We start from the raw sequence: 18,920 nt of genomic DNA on the forward strand, positions 1-18,920 counted from the left end.
TTACTTACTAGTTTTTTATCTCCCTTCATTCCAAGAGCTTCATCAAGTTGTGTTATTGTTTCTTCTTTCGTTAATGTGCCCGCTTCTGCTTGGTTGAAAATTTCTTGTACTTTTTCTTTTGAAATCTCATCTAAGTTCGCCGGTTTACTTACTAGTTTTTTATCTCCCTTCATTCCAAGAGCTTCATCAAGTTGTGTTATTGTTTCTTCTTTCGTTAATGTACCTGCTTCTGCTTGGTTGAAAATTTCTTGTACTTTTTCTTTTGAAATCTCATCTATGTTCGCTGGTTTACTTACTGCTTTTTTAACTCCATTCATTCCAAGAGCTTCATCAAGTTGTTTTATTGCTTCCTCTTTCGTTAATGTACCTGCTTTTACTTGGTTAAAAATTTCTTGTACTTTTTCTTTAGAAATCTCATCAAAGTTAGCTGGTTTACTAACTTGCCCTTTCACATATTCACTATCTCCAATAATTTCGGTTGGGACTTCGGCAGCAAACGCAGCTCCAAAAGTTGAAAGTGCAAATACAGCACCTAAAGTAGTAGCAGCCAATTTCTTTCTCTTTTTCATAGTTTTTAATCTCCTTTTAAAGTATTTTGTCTTACAGTCTTGATTATATAGGCGATATCTGTAGTTATTGTGAAGACTATCTGAAGATTACCTGGAGATTTTGGAGTATCTGGGGTATTTTCCCGATTTTTTTTCTGTGCAGTAAACCATAGTAGATTTGAGTTCTAGCATTAATTCAATTTTTAACAATAACTATCATTTTAGAAGTATAGATGTTCATAGCACTCCCGCCAACTTCTTACTCAAGTATCTTTTGAAGTTGACGGATACTAAATTTTTTCTTTTTAAAAGTAAAAAATTGTCCCAAAACACAATTATGTACATATAAATTTATAGAGATAAATCGTTATCACACGTAGAAATGACCATTTGAACATCTTGTCTCTTCATTTAACTATTAGTGACTCTCAGCTGTTTTCTTGCTCCAAAGTCTTCTTTTTCTTTTTTTTAGATCCTTCTTCACCTTGTAAGGATAGTCCATCTGCCATTTCCCCATCTTTTTATCATATTCTTTAGCATCAAAAAGCCGCAAAAGTTGGCCAAAAGTACACGTAATGAAATAACCATTTCCTTCAATGAAACCATCATTATTGTTTTTAATTTTTAAAGCATCCGCAATATGCTTCGCTACGGACGGCTTCTCAGCAATGATTATTCTAAGTCCCATTTAAGATCAACCTCCCCTATTCTTTATCTCTTTCGAATTATTTATTTTAGAAAACTTCATTTAAGGCTCCTAAAAAACATACTGGTTATAAATATAATGTCATTTAACTACTTTATATATATTTCCACTTTTTTTCATCCATCGAAAAATCATATCAAATAGAGCGTATTTCAGTAAATGTACCCCCTAAATATTTCTTATTAAATTACACTATTTAGTGATACTTTCTAAAACTTGTGAAATTTCTACATCTATTGTATAGTAAAAATACTATTTTATTAAAGGGTGAACTTTTTGTTAAATGTAGAATTCTAATCTAAATCAACTTTATAGCTTAATTTTGTTGAGCAAACCACCGATATAGGTGTTATTTGTTATGCAAAAAAATAGCAAGATTAGAATTAGTTAGCTTCGTATAAACATTTTAGCGCGACTAATTTTAGTCGCGCTTTTTTCTATTCGTTGATTTAGATAATTTCAATTTTTTCTATTTAAAATTGAGAGGACGAATCTACAATGCAAAAACAATTACAACAAATTACAGCTAATATGCTGCTTGAAGAACATTATCACACATTAGAAAAGGCTTTACTTGCTTTATATTTTCATAAAAATTGTACAACCAAATCTTTAGCTAATATGACAGACTTACCAATACCTATCGTTTCTGCAATGAAGAAAGAATTTGCCAAGCAAGGATGGGGTAAACATAGCTTAACGAAAAAGGGCCAACTAGCTATCTCACAATATTTTCAACTCTCAGGTGCAAATGCTAAACTTTATTTTCAATTAACGACAGATAATTCGTTTCGTACAGAATGGATTGCACAAAATATTAGCGAGTTAAGCACCATTTATGATGCTAGACCCACAGCTGACGTAGCAATAGATCAAGCCAAATGTACAGTTGATACAGCATTAAAACGTGCATTGCTCGCACTAGACTATACAATGCTACTCAATAAGCGCATTTTATGTTTAGGCGACGATGATTTTATTAGTATTGCATTAGCATTTTTACTAAAGAAAATCGCTCCACATTCTGCAACTAAAATTGTTGTATTAGATATTGATAGACGAGTCTTAAGTACAATTAGCAACATAGCTAAAGACTATGAGCTTCCGATTAAAGCAGATTATTATAACGTTCAGGAGCCTTTGCCTAAAACATACGCCCATCAGTTTGATTGCGTATACACAGATACGCCGTATACCTTGATTGGCGCACAGCTCTTTTTATCACGTGCAATTAATGCGCTCAAGCCAGAAGCGATGCGACATGTGTTTTTTTCCTACGCTAAACGGAGCTATCAAAAACAGTGGGAGCTACAGCAAAGCTTACAAGCTATGGGCTTCGTGATCAATAGTATTAAATACGACATTAACACCTATGAAGGTGCGCAGATTTTAGGCGCTACAAGTCAGTTATTCGTATTACAAACAACAGAACATATGATTTCCCACATTCCTAATCAGCGTAAATTTACGCGGCCAATTTACACTGGAGAAGTTGAGCGAAAATCTGTCGTTTATCAGTGTATTCGTTGTAAACACTCACTTACAGTAGGTGCTAAAAATCAGTACACTACGATTACTCATCTTCAGTCCAGTGGTTGCCCTAGCTGCAAAAATAAAAAGTTTTCACAAATAAAGAGAACAGTACAAAAAACGCAGGATCAGCATGCATTAGGCCATCATATTTTATTAGAGTTGCATGATTGCGATGTTGCATTACTTAATGATGTACAAAAAATTAAAACAATTATGTGTCAAGCTGCCCATAAAGCAAAGGCAACGATTGTAACAGAAAATTTCCATCATTTCTCACCTTACGGGGTTAGCGGTGTCGTCATCATTCAAGAATCACATTTGACGATTCATACGTGGCCAGAGTACGGTTATGCTGCAATAGATGTTTTCACTTGTAACAGTAAAATAGCTCTACAAGAGGCCGTACAATATATTACTGAGCAATTTAATGCAGGAAATGCCACACAGCATTACGTATATCGAGGTAAATAGAAAAATGGGTAATATAGGCCCTTAAAATGTAAAAGGAAAAGAAAAACAACTTGTTAAAACGGCACCTATGTCCTGGACACAATATAAAAGAGATTAAGCAACTAGAAGGTGATTCCTATATGAATAGGGATCATCTTTTTTAAGTTCCCTTAATGACGATAATTGTTATAGTTAACCATATAATGATTTAATTTTGATTTAAGCTCTTTTAATGTGTTACAAGATTGTTAGTCTACCTCAAATGACAAAAAAACGACTCTTGTAGCGCATTGACCTAACAGTTCCCTCCCCTACCATTTGTCCCTCTAGTAGCCTAATTCTTGCATCCTGTAATTCAATTATTTCCGATGGTGTAAGTTGTCGTTTTAATGGTCTGCCAGAACCCATTTCCCTTGAATCTGTGAGCCCAATAAATTCTTTTTACAAGCTTTTTTCCACCTATGAGCTGATTGTTCAATTCGTACCATCCCTATAACTTTGTTAAAACATTAAAAAAACTCTAATCATAATTGATGAACATTACTTGACGTGTGAGAAGGAGTTGTTATAATGACTTTAATATATGAATATATGAACAAATGAACATATATTGATTTTTAAATAGAAAGTGGGATCAAGAGATGTTAGATATTATTGTGATTGGTGCTGGACAAGCTGGATTAAGCATGGGGTATTATTTGCAACAAGGAGGCTATAATTTTGTAATATTCGATGGAAAAAAAAGAATTGGGGATACATGGAGAAATAGGTATGATTCCTTGATTTTATTTACACCTAAATCATATAGTTCACTGCCAGGGATGAGATTAGAAGGAGATAAAAATGCATTGCCTACAAAGGATGAAATCGCAGATTATCTTGAAGCATATGCTGAACGTTTTTTGTTACCGGTGAAAATGGAGACGACTGTACTTAAAGTACAAAAAATAAAAAGTACATTTGAAGTCACTACTGATAAGGGGATATTTCATTCTAAACATGTTATCATCGCATCTGGTGCTTTTCAGAAACCGTTCATTCCTTCAATTTCCCAAAGTCTTTCACGAGAGGTGTTTCAAATTCATTCTTCTCAATACCAATCACCTGAGATGATTCCAGATGGCCCTGTTCTTGTAATTGGAGGAGGAAATTCTGGTACGCAAATTGCGACAGAACTTGCAGAAAATCGTGAAGTAACCATCGCTATTAGCCATCCTTTTAAATTTTTACCACTTAATATTATAGGGAAAAGCATTTTTTACTGGTTAGAAAAAATTGGTCTCTTATATGCAGGAACGGATACAAGGCGCGGATTATGGTTTCGAAAACAAAGTGACCCTATTTTTGGACTTGAGTTAAAGCATCTGATTCGTAAAGAAAAAATAAATATTAAACCAAGAGTCATAAAGATACAAGGCGGAGAAATAATGTTTAATGATCGTAGTAAAACAAACGTGAAAAATATTATTTGGTCAACAGGATTTGTTCCTGACTACAAATGGGTAGACATAGAGGGAGTTTTAGATGCAAATGGTTTCCCTCTTCATAAAAGAGGTTTGAGTCCAATACAAGGGTTATATTATATTGGACTACCGTGGCAACATCAAAGAGGATCGGCACTTATTTGCGGAGTCGGAAAAGATGCTGAGTTTTTATACTCGGTTCTGAAAAAGATGATTTAAGTTTTTCAATTTCACCTTGGCTTAATTGAAAATCGCTTCCCCACCATATTAGTTTCATTAATAAGCTCTTCTTAACTGTTGCTCTATGTGCCATAAACATATACAAAAACCCAAGGAAAAGACGACCACAGCTTTTCCTTGGGATACTCTGTTTACTAAAACATATTAATAAACTTTAGCTGCCCAAATCCCTATTTCAATTTTTATCTCAGGCAAACCTAACTCAGCAATATATCCCATCGTCAGTGCGGGATGTAAACAGCCTAACACTATATTTTCACCAACTGCAACGACTTCTTAATCTCCTGAACATCTTTTGCTAATACGCTCTTCACATTGGCTCCGAACCATTCCAGTGACGCATCTATCTCCATGTTTGAATCTACTTCTGCTAGGAATTCACCATAATCAACTGCACCTTCAAACAATGGAACCATCCCTTCTCTAGACCCTGCTGCAGCATAAACATTGTTTGGAGCAAAAACATCAAGTTGTGTACGTGAGGCAATATTTTTAAAGTGAAAATGTGAGATATAAGGACGAAGTTGCTTCATAGCGACAATAGGGTTCATCCCTGATTCCCATATATGTAAAACATCAAAGTTCACTCGTAAGCTTGAGTGATCCGTTTCTTCGAGTAACTGCATTGTTGAAGGTAGATTATCTGTCAATGTGTTCGGATGAGTTTCGACAAGCAAATATTGTCCTTTTGACTCAAGATAATCACAGAGCATTCTAAGCCTAAAAATAAGTTCTTCCCTTTCTTTCGTACTTGTGTCTGAGCTGCCCTTCTTTCCTACAAATGTACGAATCTTATTTGTTCCCCAGCGCCTTGCAAGTGAAGATAGCCTCTCTGTTTCAGCCATCATCTCAGAAACTGGTGCTTCTAATGGCAAATAATCACTAAGCATGCTCGTTTCCAAACCGTAGGAGCTTAGCCAATCTGCTCCATAATGAAGTTCGTCTGCCAAGTTTTTTGCATGAACACCCCAGAGCTCGATTCCTTGGAACCCCTGCGTTTTTGCAAATTGGGCTAATTGGTCAATCGAGTGGAGATGGTGCCGAAACGAGATTGTACAGATAGATAGTTTCATACTTTAACCTCTTTCTTGTGCTGTAATGTTAACCATGCTTCAAAACATTCTTGTAATCCTTGCTTAATCTTGAACTCAAGGAGATTTTGTTTCTCTAACTTCACAAAAATATCTTCCGCTAATATCAAATTTTCCGTCATCGCAAGCTTCATCGCCCGATACTGAATCGTTGTATAGCCATTCACTAGACGCTCAATTTCATCACCCCATGTGTCAAAGCCTTCCTCTTCGCGGCCAAGTGCTTCCCAAAAAAATGCAAACGCATGCTCATATGCATACTTTCTAATCGCTATAACCGGCAATTGTTTTAAGGCAGTCGGAAGTTTTGACATACTTTCTTTTCCTGAAATATACTCTTTAATAATTTCGGTAATGGCATCTGTCAACGGATTACAATGAAGCTTTATACATGTATTAAAATAGGCTTCAACCGTCTCTGTAGTTGGCGCAATAATCGTCTCAGCATCAAAGTAATAGCCACCTTCGACAGTTGGCTCTTGAATTGCAGCTAAAATTCTCTCCTTCGGTAAAATCCCTTCCCAGCGAAAATCAGGGTCATACATAAACCATTCTTCTTCATTTTCAGTCGATTCTAGCATCACATAATGAGGGAATGGACGTTGATGAAATTTATTTTCTCGCTCTGGAAGCATCGATAAATCCAGCATCACCATCACATGTTGATGTGGCGATTTATTCTCTAATAACCTTAGTAGATTGTTTGTATTTTCTTGTTTTGATTGCTTTTCGTCATACCATTTGTAAAGCTTAATTCCATAGAGCATTTCATACCATGTTTGAAAGAAATGATGATCAATTTGATCAGAGTGGTATGCTAGCACTCCGTTTTCGAGGACATCAAAATCTGCGTCCCATACCCCAAAATAGTAGGGCCTATGATCGACGCCTTTCGTTTTCTTAATAACCTCACAAACACAGCTTACAAAACAATGAACTTTTATCATTTTTAGCCTCCGATTATTCTACCTTTTGCTGTTTTTCTAAAAAGCTTGCTAGTGTTCCTACTGTTTTGAAATCTTTAGGAACGAGAACCTCATCGGGAATGGGGATGCCAAGATCCAACTCTATATGAAGAATCAGTTGAAGGACCATAATTGAATCCATATACAAATCCTCATTTAATCGGGCATCTTCATTAAAAGAAGACAGTGTCTGCAACTCTAATGAATTTTCCATAATATCATAGATGCTCTTGATCAATTGTTGGCGCGTCATACTGGTATGCCTCCAAGTTTTTTTCTACTTACTTTTCCGTTAGGTAGCTTTTCAATTTCATGAACAAACACAAACTCCATCGGAATTTGATGTGGAGTGAGATATTTCCGGCACCATTCTCTAAGTTCCATACTATCGATTGGTTCAGTAGACACATATAGTGCGCATACTCGCTCTCCTGATAAGTTGTCTTGTTTCTTATATACGACAGCTTCGACTATTCTTGGCTCACCCATTAATACAGCCTCAACTTCTTGCGGATACACATTCAAGCCTGCTACATTAATCGTGTCATCTATTCTTGCAAGAAAAGAAAGAACATTATTTTCTATATAGCCAAGATCTTTCGTATGAATTGTTTGTGTAGACGATTCAATGATAATTTCGCTCGGTGTTTGTTTATCACCAGCTGTCACCTTCACATGAGGAAGGGGGTAACCCATTTCTTTCGGATCTTCCACATTAGGGTGAATCGCAACACACCCAGATTCAGAGCATCCATACTGCTGTAGTACTTGGTTAGATTTCTCTCTTAGCGATGTCAACCAGCTATGTGGCATCACAGTTCCTGACGTCATCACACGATCAAATTGTTGATCAACCGGTAATAATTTACTTAATGTATAAAGTAACGCTGGAGCCCCATAGAGGATGTGCTTAGGAAATTCTTTTAGCTTTTTCAAAATATATTTAGGATTACTATTCGTAATAATAACCGGCTTTGCTCCCCTTCTTATGCAAGCTAAGACACCACAGATGAATCCATAAGAATGAGTAACCGGACAAGCAACAACAGAATTTGTCAAGGAATCGACAGGTAATGTCTTTACATAACTTTCAATCTCTTCTTCCACTGAACTCCACGTTCGTTCAATACATTTCGGAGCTCCCGTTGTACCTGAGCTCATTTGAACTAATACGCCTTCTTGGTTATTGACATGATTTGATAGTTCGATGAAAGAATCGATTGATTGGAACAACAAAAGATGACTACGTGCTGAAGAAGCAAGCCGTACAGATCCCTCTTTTGGCGTCGCTGGATGGATTGGGACAACTGATCCACCTTTTTCGCGAATGTATAAACTAAGAGCTATATATTGGAAAGTATCATCCGTACAAATAGCTAGTCTGCGATTGTTACACTCTCTTAGGTGAGGTAAGCTTTCATATAGTTCAAATTGCTTCTCGATATCTTCTACTGTATAAAATTGATCATTGACATAAAACATCATCATTTCCCCTTTTCATCCGCTTGCGCCAACGTATTGTTGACGATATGTCGAAAATTACCTTCTTCTTGATTTTGAAGTTTCTTTGTTAGTAAAGATTCAACATAAATATGTGTACTAGTATGCTGAAGCTGTTCATTTCTAGAGCGTAATGATGGAAAACGTTCAAAGTGTTTCTGTATTCCGTTCTTAACTAGACTCCAAAAACGTGTTTCTTCAAATCCATACTGCTCTTCTAGCAAATAAGATAGTTCACTTAAATGAAACACGAATAGTGTATCCATAGCTAACTCTCGTAAAGCCTCTACAGAAGACATCCAATAATAATGATCGACATGTGCATCTTTAAAACATTCGTGTATCGTTTCGAAGTCTGGAACGAGGCTTCTATCTGCAATGAATTCTTCCATATATTCGATACTGTCATGGAAATCCCTCAGTACAACTCGAGTCGGCCATCCATTTTGATGTAATAAAATCATATTTTGCGCATGTGCCTCAACAGCAATACCGTGAGCGACAAGCAAGTGCCACACAGGGATAACACTCACTTCTATCAAGCGTTTTACCCACTCCTCCGTTCCATATCGGCAAAGCCAATCATCAATAAATGGACGCCCATCTAACTCCATCATCATTAGTACCGTAAACGGTACCGCTTCCTCTTCATCCTTCATATACGTGCGCACACTTTCTCGCCATATGGAACCTAACTGACCTTCTAGTTTTCTACTATGTTTTTTTGTATTCGGTTCAAAAATAATCCCTGCATATTCTTCCAGTACAATAAGAGACGCTTCCTTTTGTAAATAGTCGTCTAATTGAACTACCTGTTTAAGCCATGCTGAAATATGAGGAGCGGCACAAACAGCATGAGAATGTAGCTTTCGTAATGAAGAGGTATTCACCATATTCATCGAGCATTTTAATTGCGCCTTTTTCAGATTTGAAAAGTTCCATAATGTTCGCACTGATTGGGTTGCCCTATAGTAATCTCCTTTCACATTTAGAGGTACTAGATCTTTTTGCTCCATTAATCCAGCAAGTTCTTGTTTCATGTTATGCCATTGCCAAGGATGAATCGGTAAGAACGTATATTCTTCAAATGTTCCATCGAATACCGCTAGCGTTGCAAGAAGGTCTTCCCACAGCAAATGCCCTAGCGCTCTTTTCCAAAAGTTCTCTTCCTCTTCAAGAACAGAAATTCGTACGTAGCTTCTTCGTACCGCAACCCATTGAAGGGTAAAAGATTGCTTTGCCTCAGGGCCATAGTCTTTATGGTCGTCGATCGTAAAACCGGTTCTGGATTTATAACAAGGATGATATGGATGTCCTTCAATGATTTCTGATTCTAATTCTTCATAGCTCGAATTTCTTCTCGACATCGGCAGTTGGAGATGACGATCATTCCATTCACATAGCTTACTCGTCAAATGAAGTTCTTTCAGTAACCGAACTTTGTCTTTACGAGTCGAAAGTAATTCATCTACTAGATCCTCAAGTGGTGCTTCTAGTAACGTTTCATCTTTTCCTACTAGAAAAATACTATCTCCCTGTATTCGGATGCGATCAAACGCCATTCTTCTTCCTTCACAACGATAGGTGCACTTCTGACCAACAAGTGTAAAAATTGAAGTCCATTTATCTAAAGGTGTTTCTTCATATTTGATCAGTCCTTCAAAAATCATTGCTTCTACAAGCTGCCGCCTTACTCGTAGCTCTCCTTGTTTAGAAGCTAAAGGCTGTAGCTGCTGCATATTCTTCCTCCTCATGCTGAAGAACGAACGGATTTGGAATTTTCGTGTATACCGCTTGTTCAAGTTCGGCTTCTAGTTCATCTACATCATGAAACCTTGTTAATAAATTTGCTTTGAACGGAAGCTCTTCTTGTTTTAGAATGTTACGAACAAATGCCTTCCCGAAACCTGTAAATTCTTTTTCTAATAAGTGCAGTTGATCGATAGACCACTTCAAAAGAATTTTTTCATCGATTAGCTGATCCGCTCCAAATCGGGAAATAATGGGGAATAATTGATTCATAAACAAATAATATGTAAATCTATCATGAATAAGGGCATCTTCGTAAAATAGCTCAGCTGTTTCATGTAAAGAAGGCTCTATTGAAAGAAGCACTTCTTTATATGTTTTTGATAAGTAATAACCTTGGTTATCACGATAATAATAAGTAGTTGGATAACCTGAAGAAATGTTTAACAGACTATTTTGCTGGTGTGCTTCGAGAGCTATTCCATGCTCATCGTATAATCTTAATAATGGTTCAATAGCGCATTTCCAATACACTTTAAACCAATCTAAGCTTACACTCTCTAATGAGCGGAATTCTGATTGTGAGATTTTCATAATGAGCTGACACAGTTTTGATTTTTCATTTGGCAAGGGCTCTTGCACAAGAGTAGCAATCATGCAGATTCCTTCATCATGTCCTTTAGGAAATACGTTTGAGCGAAAAATAACCTCAAACCCTGATTCCGTCTGATTTGGGAACTCTACAGTCATATAGGCTGGGTCATCAATCATCCGGAAAGATGGATGGTTCTGTAAGAAATCAATCTTACTCATTAACCGAGCCATAACAATCCCAGCTTTTAGTTCATGAGTTCTATTCACCCTCAATGAATTCGTTATTTTTACAGGAATTGAAAACTTATACATCATTTCTTCATTTGAGCTATATACCGTTCTTATCGAAGAGGTTGCTGTATAAAATGCCCCAAGCGCACCTTCGTATTTTATTAACCCTTCAGCAAGCGCTTCTTTTACATACTGTTGCTGTAAAAGCCACTGTGCTTGAAGCGGGTGCATCGGAATGAAGCAATCTGTCTCTGACATAACAAAATCGGGTTGTGATTTTGTTAAAGACTGAGAAATGAGTTCACTTGCACTTTTTTCTAATACAGAGGACTCTTTCACAATTTTACGGTCGACACGAAAATAGTGAAGTTGGAAAGAACCTTGTAACTCTGGCGCAAAACTCGTTTGTTGCCAATCTGCCATCCCTTGTCTGCTTTTAGGTGTCGGATGAAGCCAATGTCCAAGTAAGTTAGACTGCTCAGCTTCAATAAACGTACAGTTAGCTCCATTTTGTTTCTTACCTTCCAAACTCTTTTCAATATAATTTGCCATCGTTTGATAGCTCTCAATTATACGAAGAATCAGTTCATCAAAATGGGAAGAAAGTCCAAGACATCCATCCGCCTTTGCCATAAAATGCAGTTCCTGAATGAGCGTGATGAGTATCGTTAATTTATCTTCGACAAGCCATTGTTTTTGTTTCGTACAATATTTCAAGGAAACACCAAATATATGTCTTCCAACAAGAGATTTGTATTCCACGCCAAATGCAAAACGTGTGTTTTGGATCGGCAACTCAATCTCTAACATATGTGCCTCTGTAATCAAGATAGATAGTCGCTGTTCTTTTATCCACTCCTCCTTCCTGACCCAATGTCCGCTACTCACCTCTCGTATATAACAATTCATAAACGCCTGAAACGTTGCATTTTCTGCAATCTGTTTAGCAATCTGTTGCATGTAATTAATCATCCTTTCACAAAACCTTCTCCCTACCAAATGATAATGGTTATCACTCGCTGATAAAAAATTAGTCTCCCTAATTAAAAAGACTGATGATAAGAATTGAATGGGAACAAATATGTTGCTAAAAACAATTGATAATGATTATCACTTTCAATTACAATTACATATTATAGGAAATATAGAAATGACTCAACTGTCTAAAGTCCTATATGGCAATATACACCATCGAAATAGGTAAAAGTGTAGAAGAATATTTCAATTCTTGCATCACATGCGCAAGATAATTGATATAAGATGCAGTTTGACGACAAAATATTATAAAGAACTAGAAAACGTCAAACAAAGTTCACATCATATAATGTGAACCCTGTTTGACGTTTTGTATTTAATATTTAGCCTGTGCAATGACCGTAAAAACGGCTTTCTGGTTAAGCTCGAAATTATGCAAATATTATCCTATTTATTCTAAGAGTAGTACCTTACTCTCTTTTTTTATGTTATTAAACATCTGCAATGTACTTCGCTACGAATGGCTTCTCAGCAACTGATTAACCTCTCCTATTCTTTCAATAGAAGTCCAATATAGTTAGAGTATCAACGTATATAGAGCCCCTCAGTATTAGCTATCTTTTCAAATAGATCAAGATTATGTTCACTATATAGGATAAACGCTAATCCATCCCCTCTAAATACAATATTCTTTTCAGGTATAATGAAGAATACATCAAGATGATCCGAAACAGCTAATTTAATGAGAGAAAGTAACATAGAATACTCATCAATGTTTATTAAATTTGATTCTTCACGTTTTTTGGGTAATATTTCATTCCATTCCCTCTCGTAGAATTTATAATACATTGTATCTTTATACAAAGTTAATGGTACAGCATAAGAAGCATAAAATTCAGATGATCCTAACCATATCAGCTCAAAAAATTTCTCGAATTTTTCTAAGCTTTTAAAATACGAATGAAAATCCTGAGTTTTTTGTTGAAAATCTTTACTTTCCAATTTATCAAAGAATACTTCTACTTGACTAAACTTTTCATTACTTTTTATTTGATATGGATAAATATCCAGTATTTTAAGATTCTCATACTCACAAAGTTGATATAGTAACTCGTCTACTTTTTTACTATCTCTATTTTTAGCCTCTATGCAAATACGATTTACTAAATTTTCTAATGACATGCCATATGCCTTCTTTCATTATTTTCTTAATACTTCACCGTTTTTTTCTGTTAACTCCAATCATTGTACGTGTAATACTCTTTAGAAATAGGCTTGTAATTTGCGTAGAAATCAAGTGAATTTCGTCTTCCTTTTTCAAGGTCTGTATTTGATGAAAAAACATTACCTACATCATTAGTTGACAAAAAATAAAAGAATCCATTTTGAAAAGATTGATCAAAATGGATTCTTCTTTAAACGGTTTTAGCTTTCATATAGTTTAATCATGTTTACAGCGTTATCGTTTTTGTTGCAACTGTTTGTTGAAATGCTTGATCATGCTCAACAAATACCATTGTGGGATTAAATTTTTGAATAAGCTCTTCAATCTGCATGCGCGAATAAATATCAATGAAATTCAACGGTTCATCCCAAATATAGATATGCGCTTTTTCACATAAACTTTTGGCGATAAGTAGCTTTTTCTTTTGTCCGCCAGAATAATGAGAAATATCTTTTTCAAATTGAATGCGGTCAAAGTCCATCTTACGTAGGATAGATTTAAATAACGTTTCATCAATCCCATGCTCTTCAATAAAGTCCGATAACATTCCCTTCAAATGAGAAGTATCTTGTTGGACGTAGGAAATAATGAGGCCTGAACCTGCATACATCGAGCCCGTATACTGTATCGGATCTCCTTGCATGAGTTTGAGTATACTACTTTTTCCGCTTCCATTCTTTCCATCAAGCACAATTCGGTCACCTTGTTCAAGTTTAAAGCTAATTGGCTTATTCACTATTTGGTTATCATACTGAACAGACACGTCGGCCATAACAATCAATTCATTTGAATGAAAGGCCAATGATTCTAATTTTAATGACTCGGTTTTTTCCACATTTTTTAACAGTTTTGACTTTTCCTCAATAGCTTTTTGTTGCCTTGATTCAATGTTTTTTGCTCTCTTCATCATCTTCGCTGCTTTATGTCCTACAAAACCTTTGTCTAACTTAGAGCCTGAATTCGTTGTCCCATTTTTGGAAGCTTCCACTTGATTAGACCAACCGGATGTACGCTTCGAAGATTGTTTTAATCGCCCTATATCTTTTTGTAGACGCTCATTAGTCGCCTCTTCGTGTTCCTGCTGTCGATCAAAATTCAGCTTCCAAGAAGAATAGTTACCACTTTGAACTTCAATATTTGCCCTATTTATAGATAAAATATGATCAACACAGCCATCTAAAAAATTTCGGTCATGTGAAATTAAAATAAATCCTTTTTTCTTCCTTAAATATTCAGAGACTATCTTTCGCGCTTCCGTATCTAAATGGTTGGTTGGCTCATCAATTAATAGAAATTGTCCCTCTGTTAAAAAAAGTGCAGCAAGCAACACCTTTGTCTGTTCTCCATTTGATAATGTATTAAAAGGTCGATACATGACCTCGGCATCAACGTCTAAATAGGATATTTCACGAAGAATTTCCCAATCTTCTGCTTGGGGGCAAATTTCTTCCATGATTTCATGAGTATACTTGTTTTTATCCGAAACTGGATAAGGGAAATAATTAAATTCGACCGAAGAATTGATTTTCCCTCTATACTCATAATTCCCTAATAATAAATTAAAGAATGTTGTTTTTCCTCGCCCATTCCTACCGATAAATCCTAGTTTCCAATCCGTATCTATTTGAAAGCTTACATTTTCAAAAATATTGTCAAAGCTGCTTGGGTAAGAAAAAGTTAAATTTTGAACTTGTATCATTGACATGATAATTCCTCCTTTGTATATCAACACTTTTTACTTTTTATACAAAGTCGGCATATCCATCCATTCTAAATCACTCCGCATATGTTTGATGGATATTAACGACTTGTACGGAGTAATACATGCGTAACAATAGTATCTGAATCGCCCATTTCTCTCTCCCCTTATCGTTTAAATTGTTTATGAGAGAATAAAAAAATCCTCCCAATTTGTAATTGGAAGGATTAGTCTTTTACTGATCGTAAATAAGTCCCTTAATTGCCATCGGAAACATGACAAATAAAGTATAAACTGATTTATAAAAATGGACAGACTAATCCTATATTTTGTAATTTGAAGTTTGAAGTTGTTCATTTCAAATAAAAATATAGTTTAGTTAATCATCGTCCATTCATCAGTCCTCTCATAATTTGTATTTTTATTTTACCAAATTTTTTTATGAAATACAATTCAGTATCGATATCAATGCCAAATTGACTTCTATTGGTCACATTAATACCGGATGATTTTATTTTTTCATTAAAATTCACAACATGACCGTCATTAACTTTTCCGAACGTTAAAGGAGAGCTGAGGTTAAATTTAGTGAAGTCTCCCCAATCCAAATACCTATCCCTTCAATTTAATGGCATTCGAATAACACCAAAATAGGAGTTCCTTTTTCGCCTTCCCAAAGCTCAACAAAAAAACAGTACCCATTAGGGAAATCATTTAGATACGCTTCATCATCAAGGCTAATATTATTTTTATATTTCGTATGCCATTCATACTTAACATCATTAATCGACAGTAGTTCTAATTTGCTTGTTTGTTCTGTTTGATAGTTACAGATAAATATCATTTCTACTGATCCATTAAAAATCATTTGTTCAAGTTCCTGTAATGTAGGAGTATCAGGGTAAACTTTACTTGAAACTAATGCTTCATCGTTAAAAATCTGATTTTTGTTTTTGTCTATGAAATGTCCTTTTCTTCTCACAATATTCATTCCTTTTTGTTAATCTAAGGATAGATAATAATAATTATATGTATTGTACTTTCATTACTTCGCTATCGACCATTATCAAAGTTTGAGCTACCCTAACTTTACACTCGTTTTTACTTCTGGCTCAAAATTTATAATATAAAAAAAAGAGCATGCTTTTCAATTAAATAAAAAACATACTCTTAAAAAAGTATAAAACGACTATTTTCCTGACACAGATCTTAATGGCTGAATTTCGCTAAAAAAGGGATACGTTTCGTTAGTCTATTATAGATATTAAATAGGATTTGTACGACCGGCTCCATTTTTTTAGAAGACTTAATAATGACTAAACTTGCCCCAAATGACAGAAGGGCTCCGCCAATCACGTCCGCTGGATAATGAACGCCGACATAGATACGGGAAATACCCACTAGGATAGCCCATACCAAAACAGGAAACTTCCACGAGTCTTTTCGTAAAAGCAACGTACATGCTACAGCGAATACTAATACGGAATGATCACTTACAAACGAAGAATCATTAGCATGCGGTACTAATTGATGAACACTATATGTGATGAATGGTCGTGGATGGTAGTAGACCAAGTGAATGAGTGCGTTTAAACCCAATCCTAGTAAACATGTAAAGACAATGTATATAGCAGTATATTGTTTTTCTACCCTTTTTTCTTTGTTTGCAGTAAACCATAAAAATAACATAAATACGATTACGACATAAGGAACACTATCGGTGATGAAGATCATCCCTTTATCCAGAAAAGGATAGCGCCCCGCTATATCATTAATCCATTGAAACAATCCATAATTCATTTTGTAAATCTCCTTGCATTTAATTTCTAGGTGTTCATTTTGTAATGTAACAAGTACTGGCTTTTCAGGTGCTTAAAGCCCACATTGTGACATAACCCAAGTTGAATACCTACATACGCTCATAAATGACGTCATTATAAGCCTCATAGTTTCCCATAAATATTTTGAAATAAAAAAACCATTAATCAACAAACAACAGACAAAATGACGTAATCTACAATAATAATTCTTAGGCTAGAAAATATTATTGTAAGCTAGCAAAAATCAGTGTAAAAATGATAAAATATTCTCATAAAGGGGGCTTTCAATTATGGGGAAATTAAGCAAAAGGAACATTCTGTGGATTGTGCCAATCGGGATTTTAGGGGTATTCTGGTATTTTTACGGTCCACAAAAGGACATTACAGATAATGAATATATTACATATGTTAAAAGCTATTCATTCGAAAATAGTAATAAGACGTTAGAATCTGGCTTTGCCAACACTTGTAAAAATCCATATTGGGTATATTTTAAAACTCAAAAAGGACAGGACGTTGTAGAATTTAAAGGAGATTGCCCTATCAATAAAAAAGCTTCAAAAGTGAATGTTCAATTTCTAGTTGATCGGGATATGACAAATGTGAGATACGGTGCAATGCTCGTCGAGAATAAAATGCAGGAGGAAGCGGATCGAGACAAATTCATGCTCGCATTAGTTGGCGAATAAAAAGATACAAGCTCTCGTTTAAAAAACGAACGAGAGCTTCTTTTTATCGAATCGATGAATAATTGATTGAACTACTTTATCGTCGGATAGTTCATCAGAAAGAATCCTTTTTATAATCATTTCACGGCTTTCCAAATGGTCCATCTATCCTTTTCCACTATAGAACTCCCAGTTGAAATAGCCTGATCAATATAATTCACTAAATCATTTAATTCTTCATCGTCTATTTCGTGTAAAATACTTCTACCTGTTCTTGCCCGTAAATCGTTTAACAATTGCTCTTTCAGTTCATACACATTTCTTGTTTCCCATAACTTTACTTCTGTAATCTCGTTAAAACCTATTTCCTTAAGGGTCTCAACTACTAGCTCACTACTATGTCTCCGTTTAATTTCTTGTTCCTTTAATTTTGGAAAACATTCAAAGAAATAGCCTCTAATATGGCAGTCATCTCCCTTAAGAAGACAGTCTTCAGGTGTCCGATCTTGGATAATGTAGACCCCTTCATCCTCCAAAATTCTATATCCCTCTTGAAAACAAGCCTTTACATCTTGGATATGATGTATTAAAGCTCGTTCTAGTACTAACTGACAGCTGTCATCATCTAAGCCTGTTGCCAAAGCATTTCCTTGCTTGAAAGTTATTTGATGATATTGTTTACAATTTTCTGTTGCCCCAACGAGCATAGCCTCTGAAAAATCCACACCGATCACAGAAGTTACGCCCATATCGGCTAATGCTTTAGCGTAAATCCCTCCGCCACAGCCAATATCTGCAGCCTTATTAATACTCGTGATAGGGACTAATTCTTTCATTGTTTCAATCCATGAATGGTCAGCATGCCGAGTTGTATAAGTAGTTTGATTGTCCTTTTTGTGAAAATCAATGCCCATCTTCATCACTCTTTTCTGTTTTTAATACCAATCTTTCTGGATATTCTTGCTAACACAATTTTACATCTCTTAGATCCATAAGTAAAATCAATGTTAATTATAAATTTCTATAAGTTACCGTTATCAACATAAACATTGACTAAAATTTTTATCATGTGATTTCTTACTTTCTTCCATTACAACCCTCAGTGCAAAGCCCCCCCTCTAGATATAAACAAATATTATAACGTGTTAATATTTACCACAATCATTTTATTTACAAACGGTTACCAATAGTGTAATATTACACTATTAGTGAATGTTATTCGTAAAATGAAGTCGTTTAAATTAAGAAGTTGTAATTGATTTCTATAGAAAATCTATTGAACGGACCAACGCTGCACTAGCTCAAAGGTATGAATACTTCAAAAAAACATTAGGGGGAATACTAGTTTGGATTAAGTTTGCGAGAAATATTAGTATATCAAAATATGATGAGCCAGCATTGTGTATAAACGATGATGATGATCATTGGTATTAATATGTAAGAGGAAAATTCATGAATTATAT

The 18,920-nt window shown here is 35.3% G+C and carries 16 protein-coding genes and 2 pseudogenes; 3 read left to right on the top strand and 15 right to left on the bottom strand.

The genetic code is table 11. The annotated features are described in order from the left end of the window. Both AC3WSK_RS16950 and AC3WSK_RS16955 read right to left on the bottom strand, forming a co-directional pair. Nucleotides 1–569, bottom strand: a pseudogene (locus tag AC3WSK_RS16950) (hypothetical protein); the annotation flags it as partial. 397 nt (nucleotides 570–966) lie between these two features. After that, nucleotides 967–1,236, bottom strand: coding sequence for a hypothetical protein (locus AC3WSK_RS16955; RefSeq protein ID WP_492414798.1), 270 nt, complete (start codon nucleotides 1,234–1,236; stop codon nucleotides 967–969). A gap of 516 nt (nucleotides 1,237–1,752) precedes the next feature. Between AC3WSK_RS16955 and speD the strand changes: the two genes are divergently transcribed. Beyond that, the gene (gene speD / locus AC3WSK_RS16960; protein ID WP_492414799.1) at nucleotides 1,753–3,258 is read left to right on the top strand and encodes an adenosylmethionine decarboxylase; all 1,506 of its coding nucleotides are present in this window, start codon (nucleotides 1,753–1,755) and stop codon (nucleotides 3,256–3,258) included. A 620-nt stretch (nucleotides 3,259–3,878) separates the two neighbouring features. Beyond that, nucleotides 3,879–4,919, top strand: a complete 1,041-nt coding sequence (locus AC3WSK_RS16965; RefSeq protein WP_427483969.1) for a flavin-containing monooxygenase — start codon at nucleotides 3,879–3,881, stop codon at nucleotides 4,917–4,919. A 165-nt stretch (nucleotides 4,920–5,084) separates the two neighbouring features. Here AC3WSK_RS16965 and AC3WSK_RS16970 read toward each other — a convergent pair. The 12 genes and pseudogenes from AC3WSK_RS16970 to AC3WSK_RS17025 form a co-directional block, all read right to left on the bottom strand. Beyond that, a pseudogene (locus AC3WSK_RS16970) lies at nucleotides 5,085–5,174 on the bottom strand (RidA family protein); the annotation flags it as partial. 14 nt (nucleotides 5,175–5,188) lie between these two features. Beyond that, nucleotides 5,189–6,013 carry a sugar phosphate isomerase/epimerase family protein gene (locus tag AC3WSK_RS16975; RefSeq protein ID WP_079560342.1) on the bottom strand — a complete coding sequence of 275 codons (825 nt, stop codon included), beginning with the start codon at nucleotides 6,011–6,013 and terminating at the stop codon, nucleotides 5,189–5,191. Next, nucleotides 6,010–6,978, bottom strand: coding sequence for a DUF6005 family protein (locus AC3WSK_RS16980; protein ID WP_492414800.1), 969 nt, complete (start codon nucleotides 6,976–6,978; stop codon nucleotides 6,010–6,012). Before AC3WSK_RS16980 ends, AC3WSK_RS16975 begins: the two co-directional genes overlap by 4 nt. Nucleotides 6,979–6,991: 13 nt before the next feature. Beyond that, nucleotides 6,992–7,249: a petrobactin biosynthesis protein AsbD gene (gene asbD / locus AC3WSK_RS16985; RefSeq protein ID WP_427483967.1), complete on the bottom strand. Its 258-nt coding sequence runs from the start codon at nucleotides 7,247–7,249 to the stop codon at nucleotides 6,992–6,994. Beyond that, nucleotides 7,246–8,478 carry an AMP-binding protein gene (locus tag AC3WSK_RS16990; protein ID WP_492535076.1) on the bottom strand — a complete coding sequence of 411 codons (1,233 nt, stop codon included), beginning with the start codon at nucleotides 8,476–8,478 and terminating at the stop codon, nucleotides 7,246–7,248. Before AC3WSK_RS16990 ends, asbD begins: the two co-directional genes overlap by 4 nt. 2 nt (nucleotides 8,479–8,480) lie before the next feature. Beyond that, entirely contained in the window at nucleotides 8,481–10,235 is a 1,755-nt protein-coding gene (locus AC3WSK_RS16995) for an IucA/IucC family protein (RefSeq protein WP_492414802.1), read from the bottom strand. Continuing rightward, nucleotides 10,207–12,030, bottom strand: a complete 1,824-nt coding sequence (locus tag AC3WSK_RS17000) for an IucA/IucC family protein (protein WP_492414803.1) — start codon at nucleotides 12,028–12,030, stop codon at nucleotides 10,207–10,209. The genes AC3WSK_RS16995 and AC3WSK_RS17000 overlap by 29 nt, the downstream gene beginning before the upstream one ends. A gap of 600 nt (nucleotides 12,031–12,630) precedes the next feature. After that, nucleotides 12,631–13,227: a hypothetical protein gene (locus AC3WSK_RS17005; RefSeq protein ID WP_427483963.1), complete on the bottom strand. Its 597-nt coding sequence runs from the start codon at nucleotides 13,225–13,227 to the stop codon at nucleotides 12,631–12,633. Between the two features lie 269 nt (nucleotides 13,228–13,496). After that, on the bottom strand, nucleotides 13,497–14,975 hold the full coding sequence (locus AC3WSK_RS17010) for an Lsa family ABC-F type ribosomal protection protein (protein WP_079560336.1): 1,479 nt from the start codon (nucleotides 14,973–14,975) through the stop codon (nucleotides 13,497–13,499). Between the two features lie 377 nt (nucleotides 14,976–15,352). Next, entirely contained in the window at nucleotides 15,353–15,577 is a 225-nt protein-coding gene (locus AC3WSK_RS17015; protein ID WP_492414804.1) for a hypothetical protein, read from the bottom strand. 17 nt (nucleotides 15,578–15,594) lie between these two features. Beyond that, a complete protein-coding gene (locus tag AC3WSK_RS17020; RefSeq protein WP_079560335.1) occupies nucleotides 15,595–15,951 on the bottom strand; it encodes a hypothetical protein in 357 nt (118 codons plus the stop codon). Between the two features lie 227 nt (nucleotides 15,952–16,178). Beyond that, nucleotides 16,179–16,769: an undecaprenyl-diphosphatase gene (locus AC3WSK_RS17025; RefSeq protein WP_079560334.1), complete on the bottom strand. Its 591-nt coding sequence runs from the start codon at nucleotides 16,767–16,769 to the stop codon at nucleotides 16,179–16,181. Between the two features lie 310 nt (nucleotides 16,770–17,079). Here AC3WSK_RS17025 and AC3WSK_RS17030 point away from each other — a divergent pair, with 310 nt between their 5' ends. Next, complete coding sequence (locus AC3WSK_RS17030) at nucleotides 17,080–17,478, top strand: glucosamine 6-phosphate synthetase (RefSeq protein WP_492414805.1); 399 nt, start codon at nucleotides 17,080–17,082, stop codon at nucleotides 17,476–17,478. 116 nt (nucleotides 17,479–17,594) lie between these two features. Here AC3WSK_RS17030 and AC3WSK_RS17035 read toward each other — a convergent pair whose 3' ends face one another. Then, the gene (locus tag AC3WSK_RS17035) at nucleotides 17,595–18,371 is read right to left on the bottom strand and encodes a class I SAM-dependent methyltransferase (RefSeq protein ID WP_492414806.1); all 777 of its coding nucleotides are present in this window, start codon (nucleotides 18,369–18,371) and stop codon (nucleotides 17,595–17,597) included. Nucleotides 18,372–18,920: the final 549 nt, after the last annotated feature.

The sequence above is a fragment of the Lysinibacillus sp. EB271-A1-10B genome (assembly GCF_058791335.1).

Coding starts and splice junctions, on each gene's coding strand:
- AC3WSK_RS16990 (WP_492535076.1), bottom strand. CDS start 8,478: ATGTTTTATGTCAATGATCAATTTTATACAGTAGAAGATATCGAGAAG.
- AC3WSK_RS17030 (WP_492414805.1), top strand. CDS start 17,080: ATGGGGAAATTAAGCAAAAGGAACATTCTGTGGATTGTGCCAATCGGG.
- AC3WSK_RS16975 (WP_079560342.1), bottom strand. CDS start 6,013: ATGAAACTATCTATCTGTACAATCTCGTTTCGGCACCATCTCCACTCG.
- AC3WSK_RS17005 (WP_427483963.1), bottom strand. CDS start 13,227: ATGTCATTAGAAAATTTAGTAAATCGTATTTGCATAGAGGCTAAAAAT.
- AC3WSK_RS16955 (WP_492414798.1), bottom strand. CDS start 1,236: ATGGGACTTAGAATAATCATTGCTGAGAAGCCGTCCGTAGCGAAGCAT.
- AC3WSK_RS17010 (WP_079560336.1), bottom strand. CDS start 14,975: ATGTCAATGATACAAGTTCAAAATTTAACTTTTTCTTACCCAAGCAGC.
- AC3WSK_RS16980 (WP_492414800.1), bottom strand. CDS start 6,978: ATGATAAAAGTTCATTGTTTTGTAAGCTGTGTTTGTGAGGTTATTAAG.
- AC3WSK_RS16965 (WP_427483969.1), top strand. CDS start 3,879: ATGTTAGATATTATTGTGATTGGTGCTGGACAAGCTGGATTAAGCATG.
- AC3WSK_RS16995 (WP_492414802.1), bottom strand. CDS start 10,235: ATGCAGCAGCTACAGCCTTTAGCTTCTAAACAAGGAGAGCTACGAGTA.
- AC3WSK_RS17025 (WP_079560334.1), bottom strand. CDS start 16,769: ATGAATTATGGATTGTTTCAATGGATTAATGATATAGCGGGGCGCTAT.
- asbD (WP_427483967.1), bottom strand. CDS start 7,249: ATGACGCGCCAACAATTGATCAAGAGCATCTATGATATTATGGAAAAT.
- AC3WSK_RS17000 (WP_492414803.1), bottom strand. CDS start 12,030: ATGCAACAGATTGCTAAACAGATTGCAGAAAATGCAACGTTTCAGGCG.
- AC3WSK_RS17035 (WP_492414806.1), bottom strand. CDS start 18,371: ATGGGCATTGATTTTCACAAAAAGGACAATCAAACTACTTATACAACT.
- speD (WP_492414799.1), top strand. CDS start 1,753: ATGCAAAAACAATTACAACAAATTACAGCTAATATGCTGCTTGAAGAA.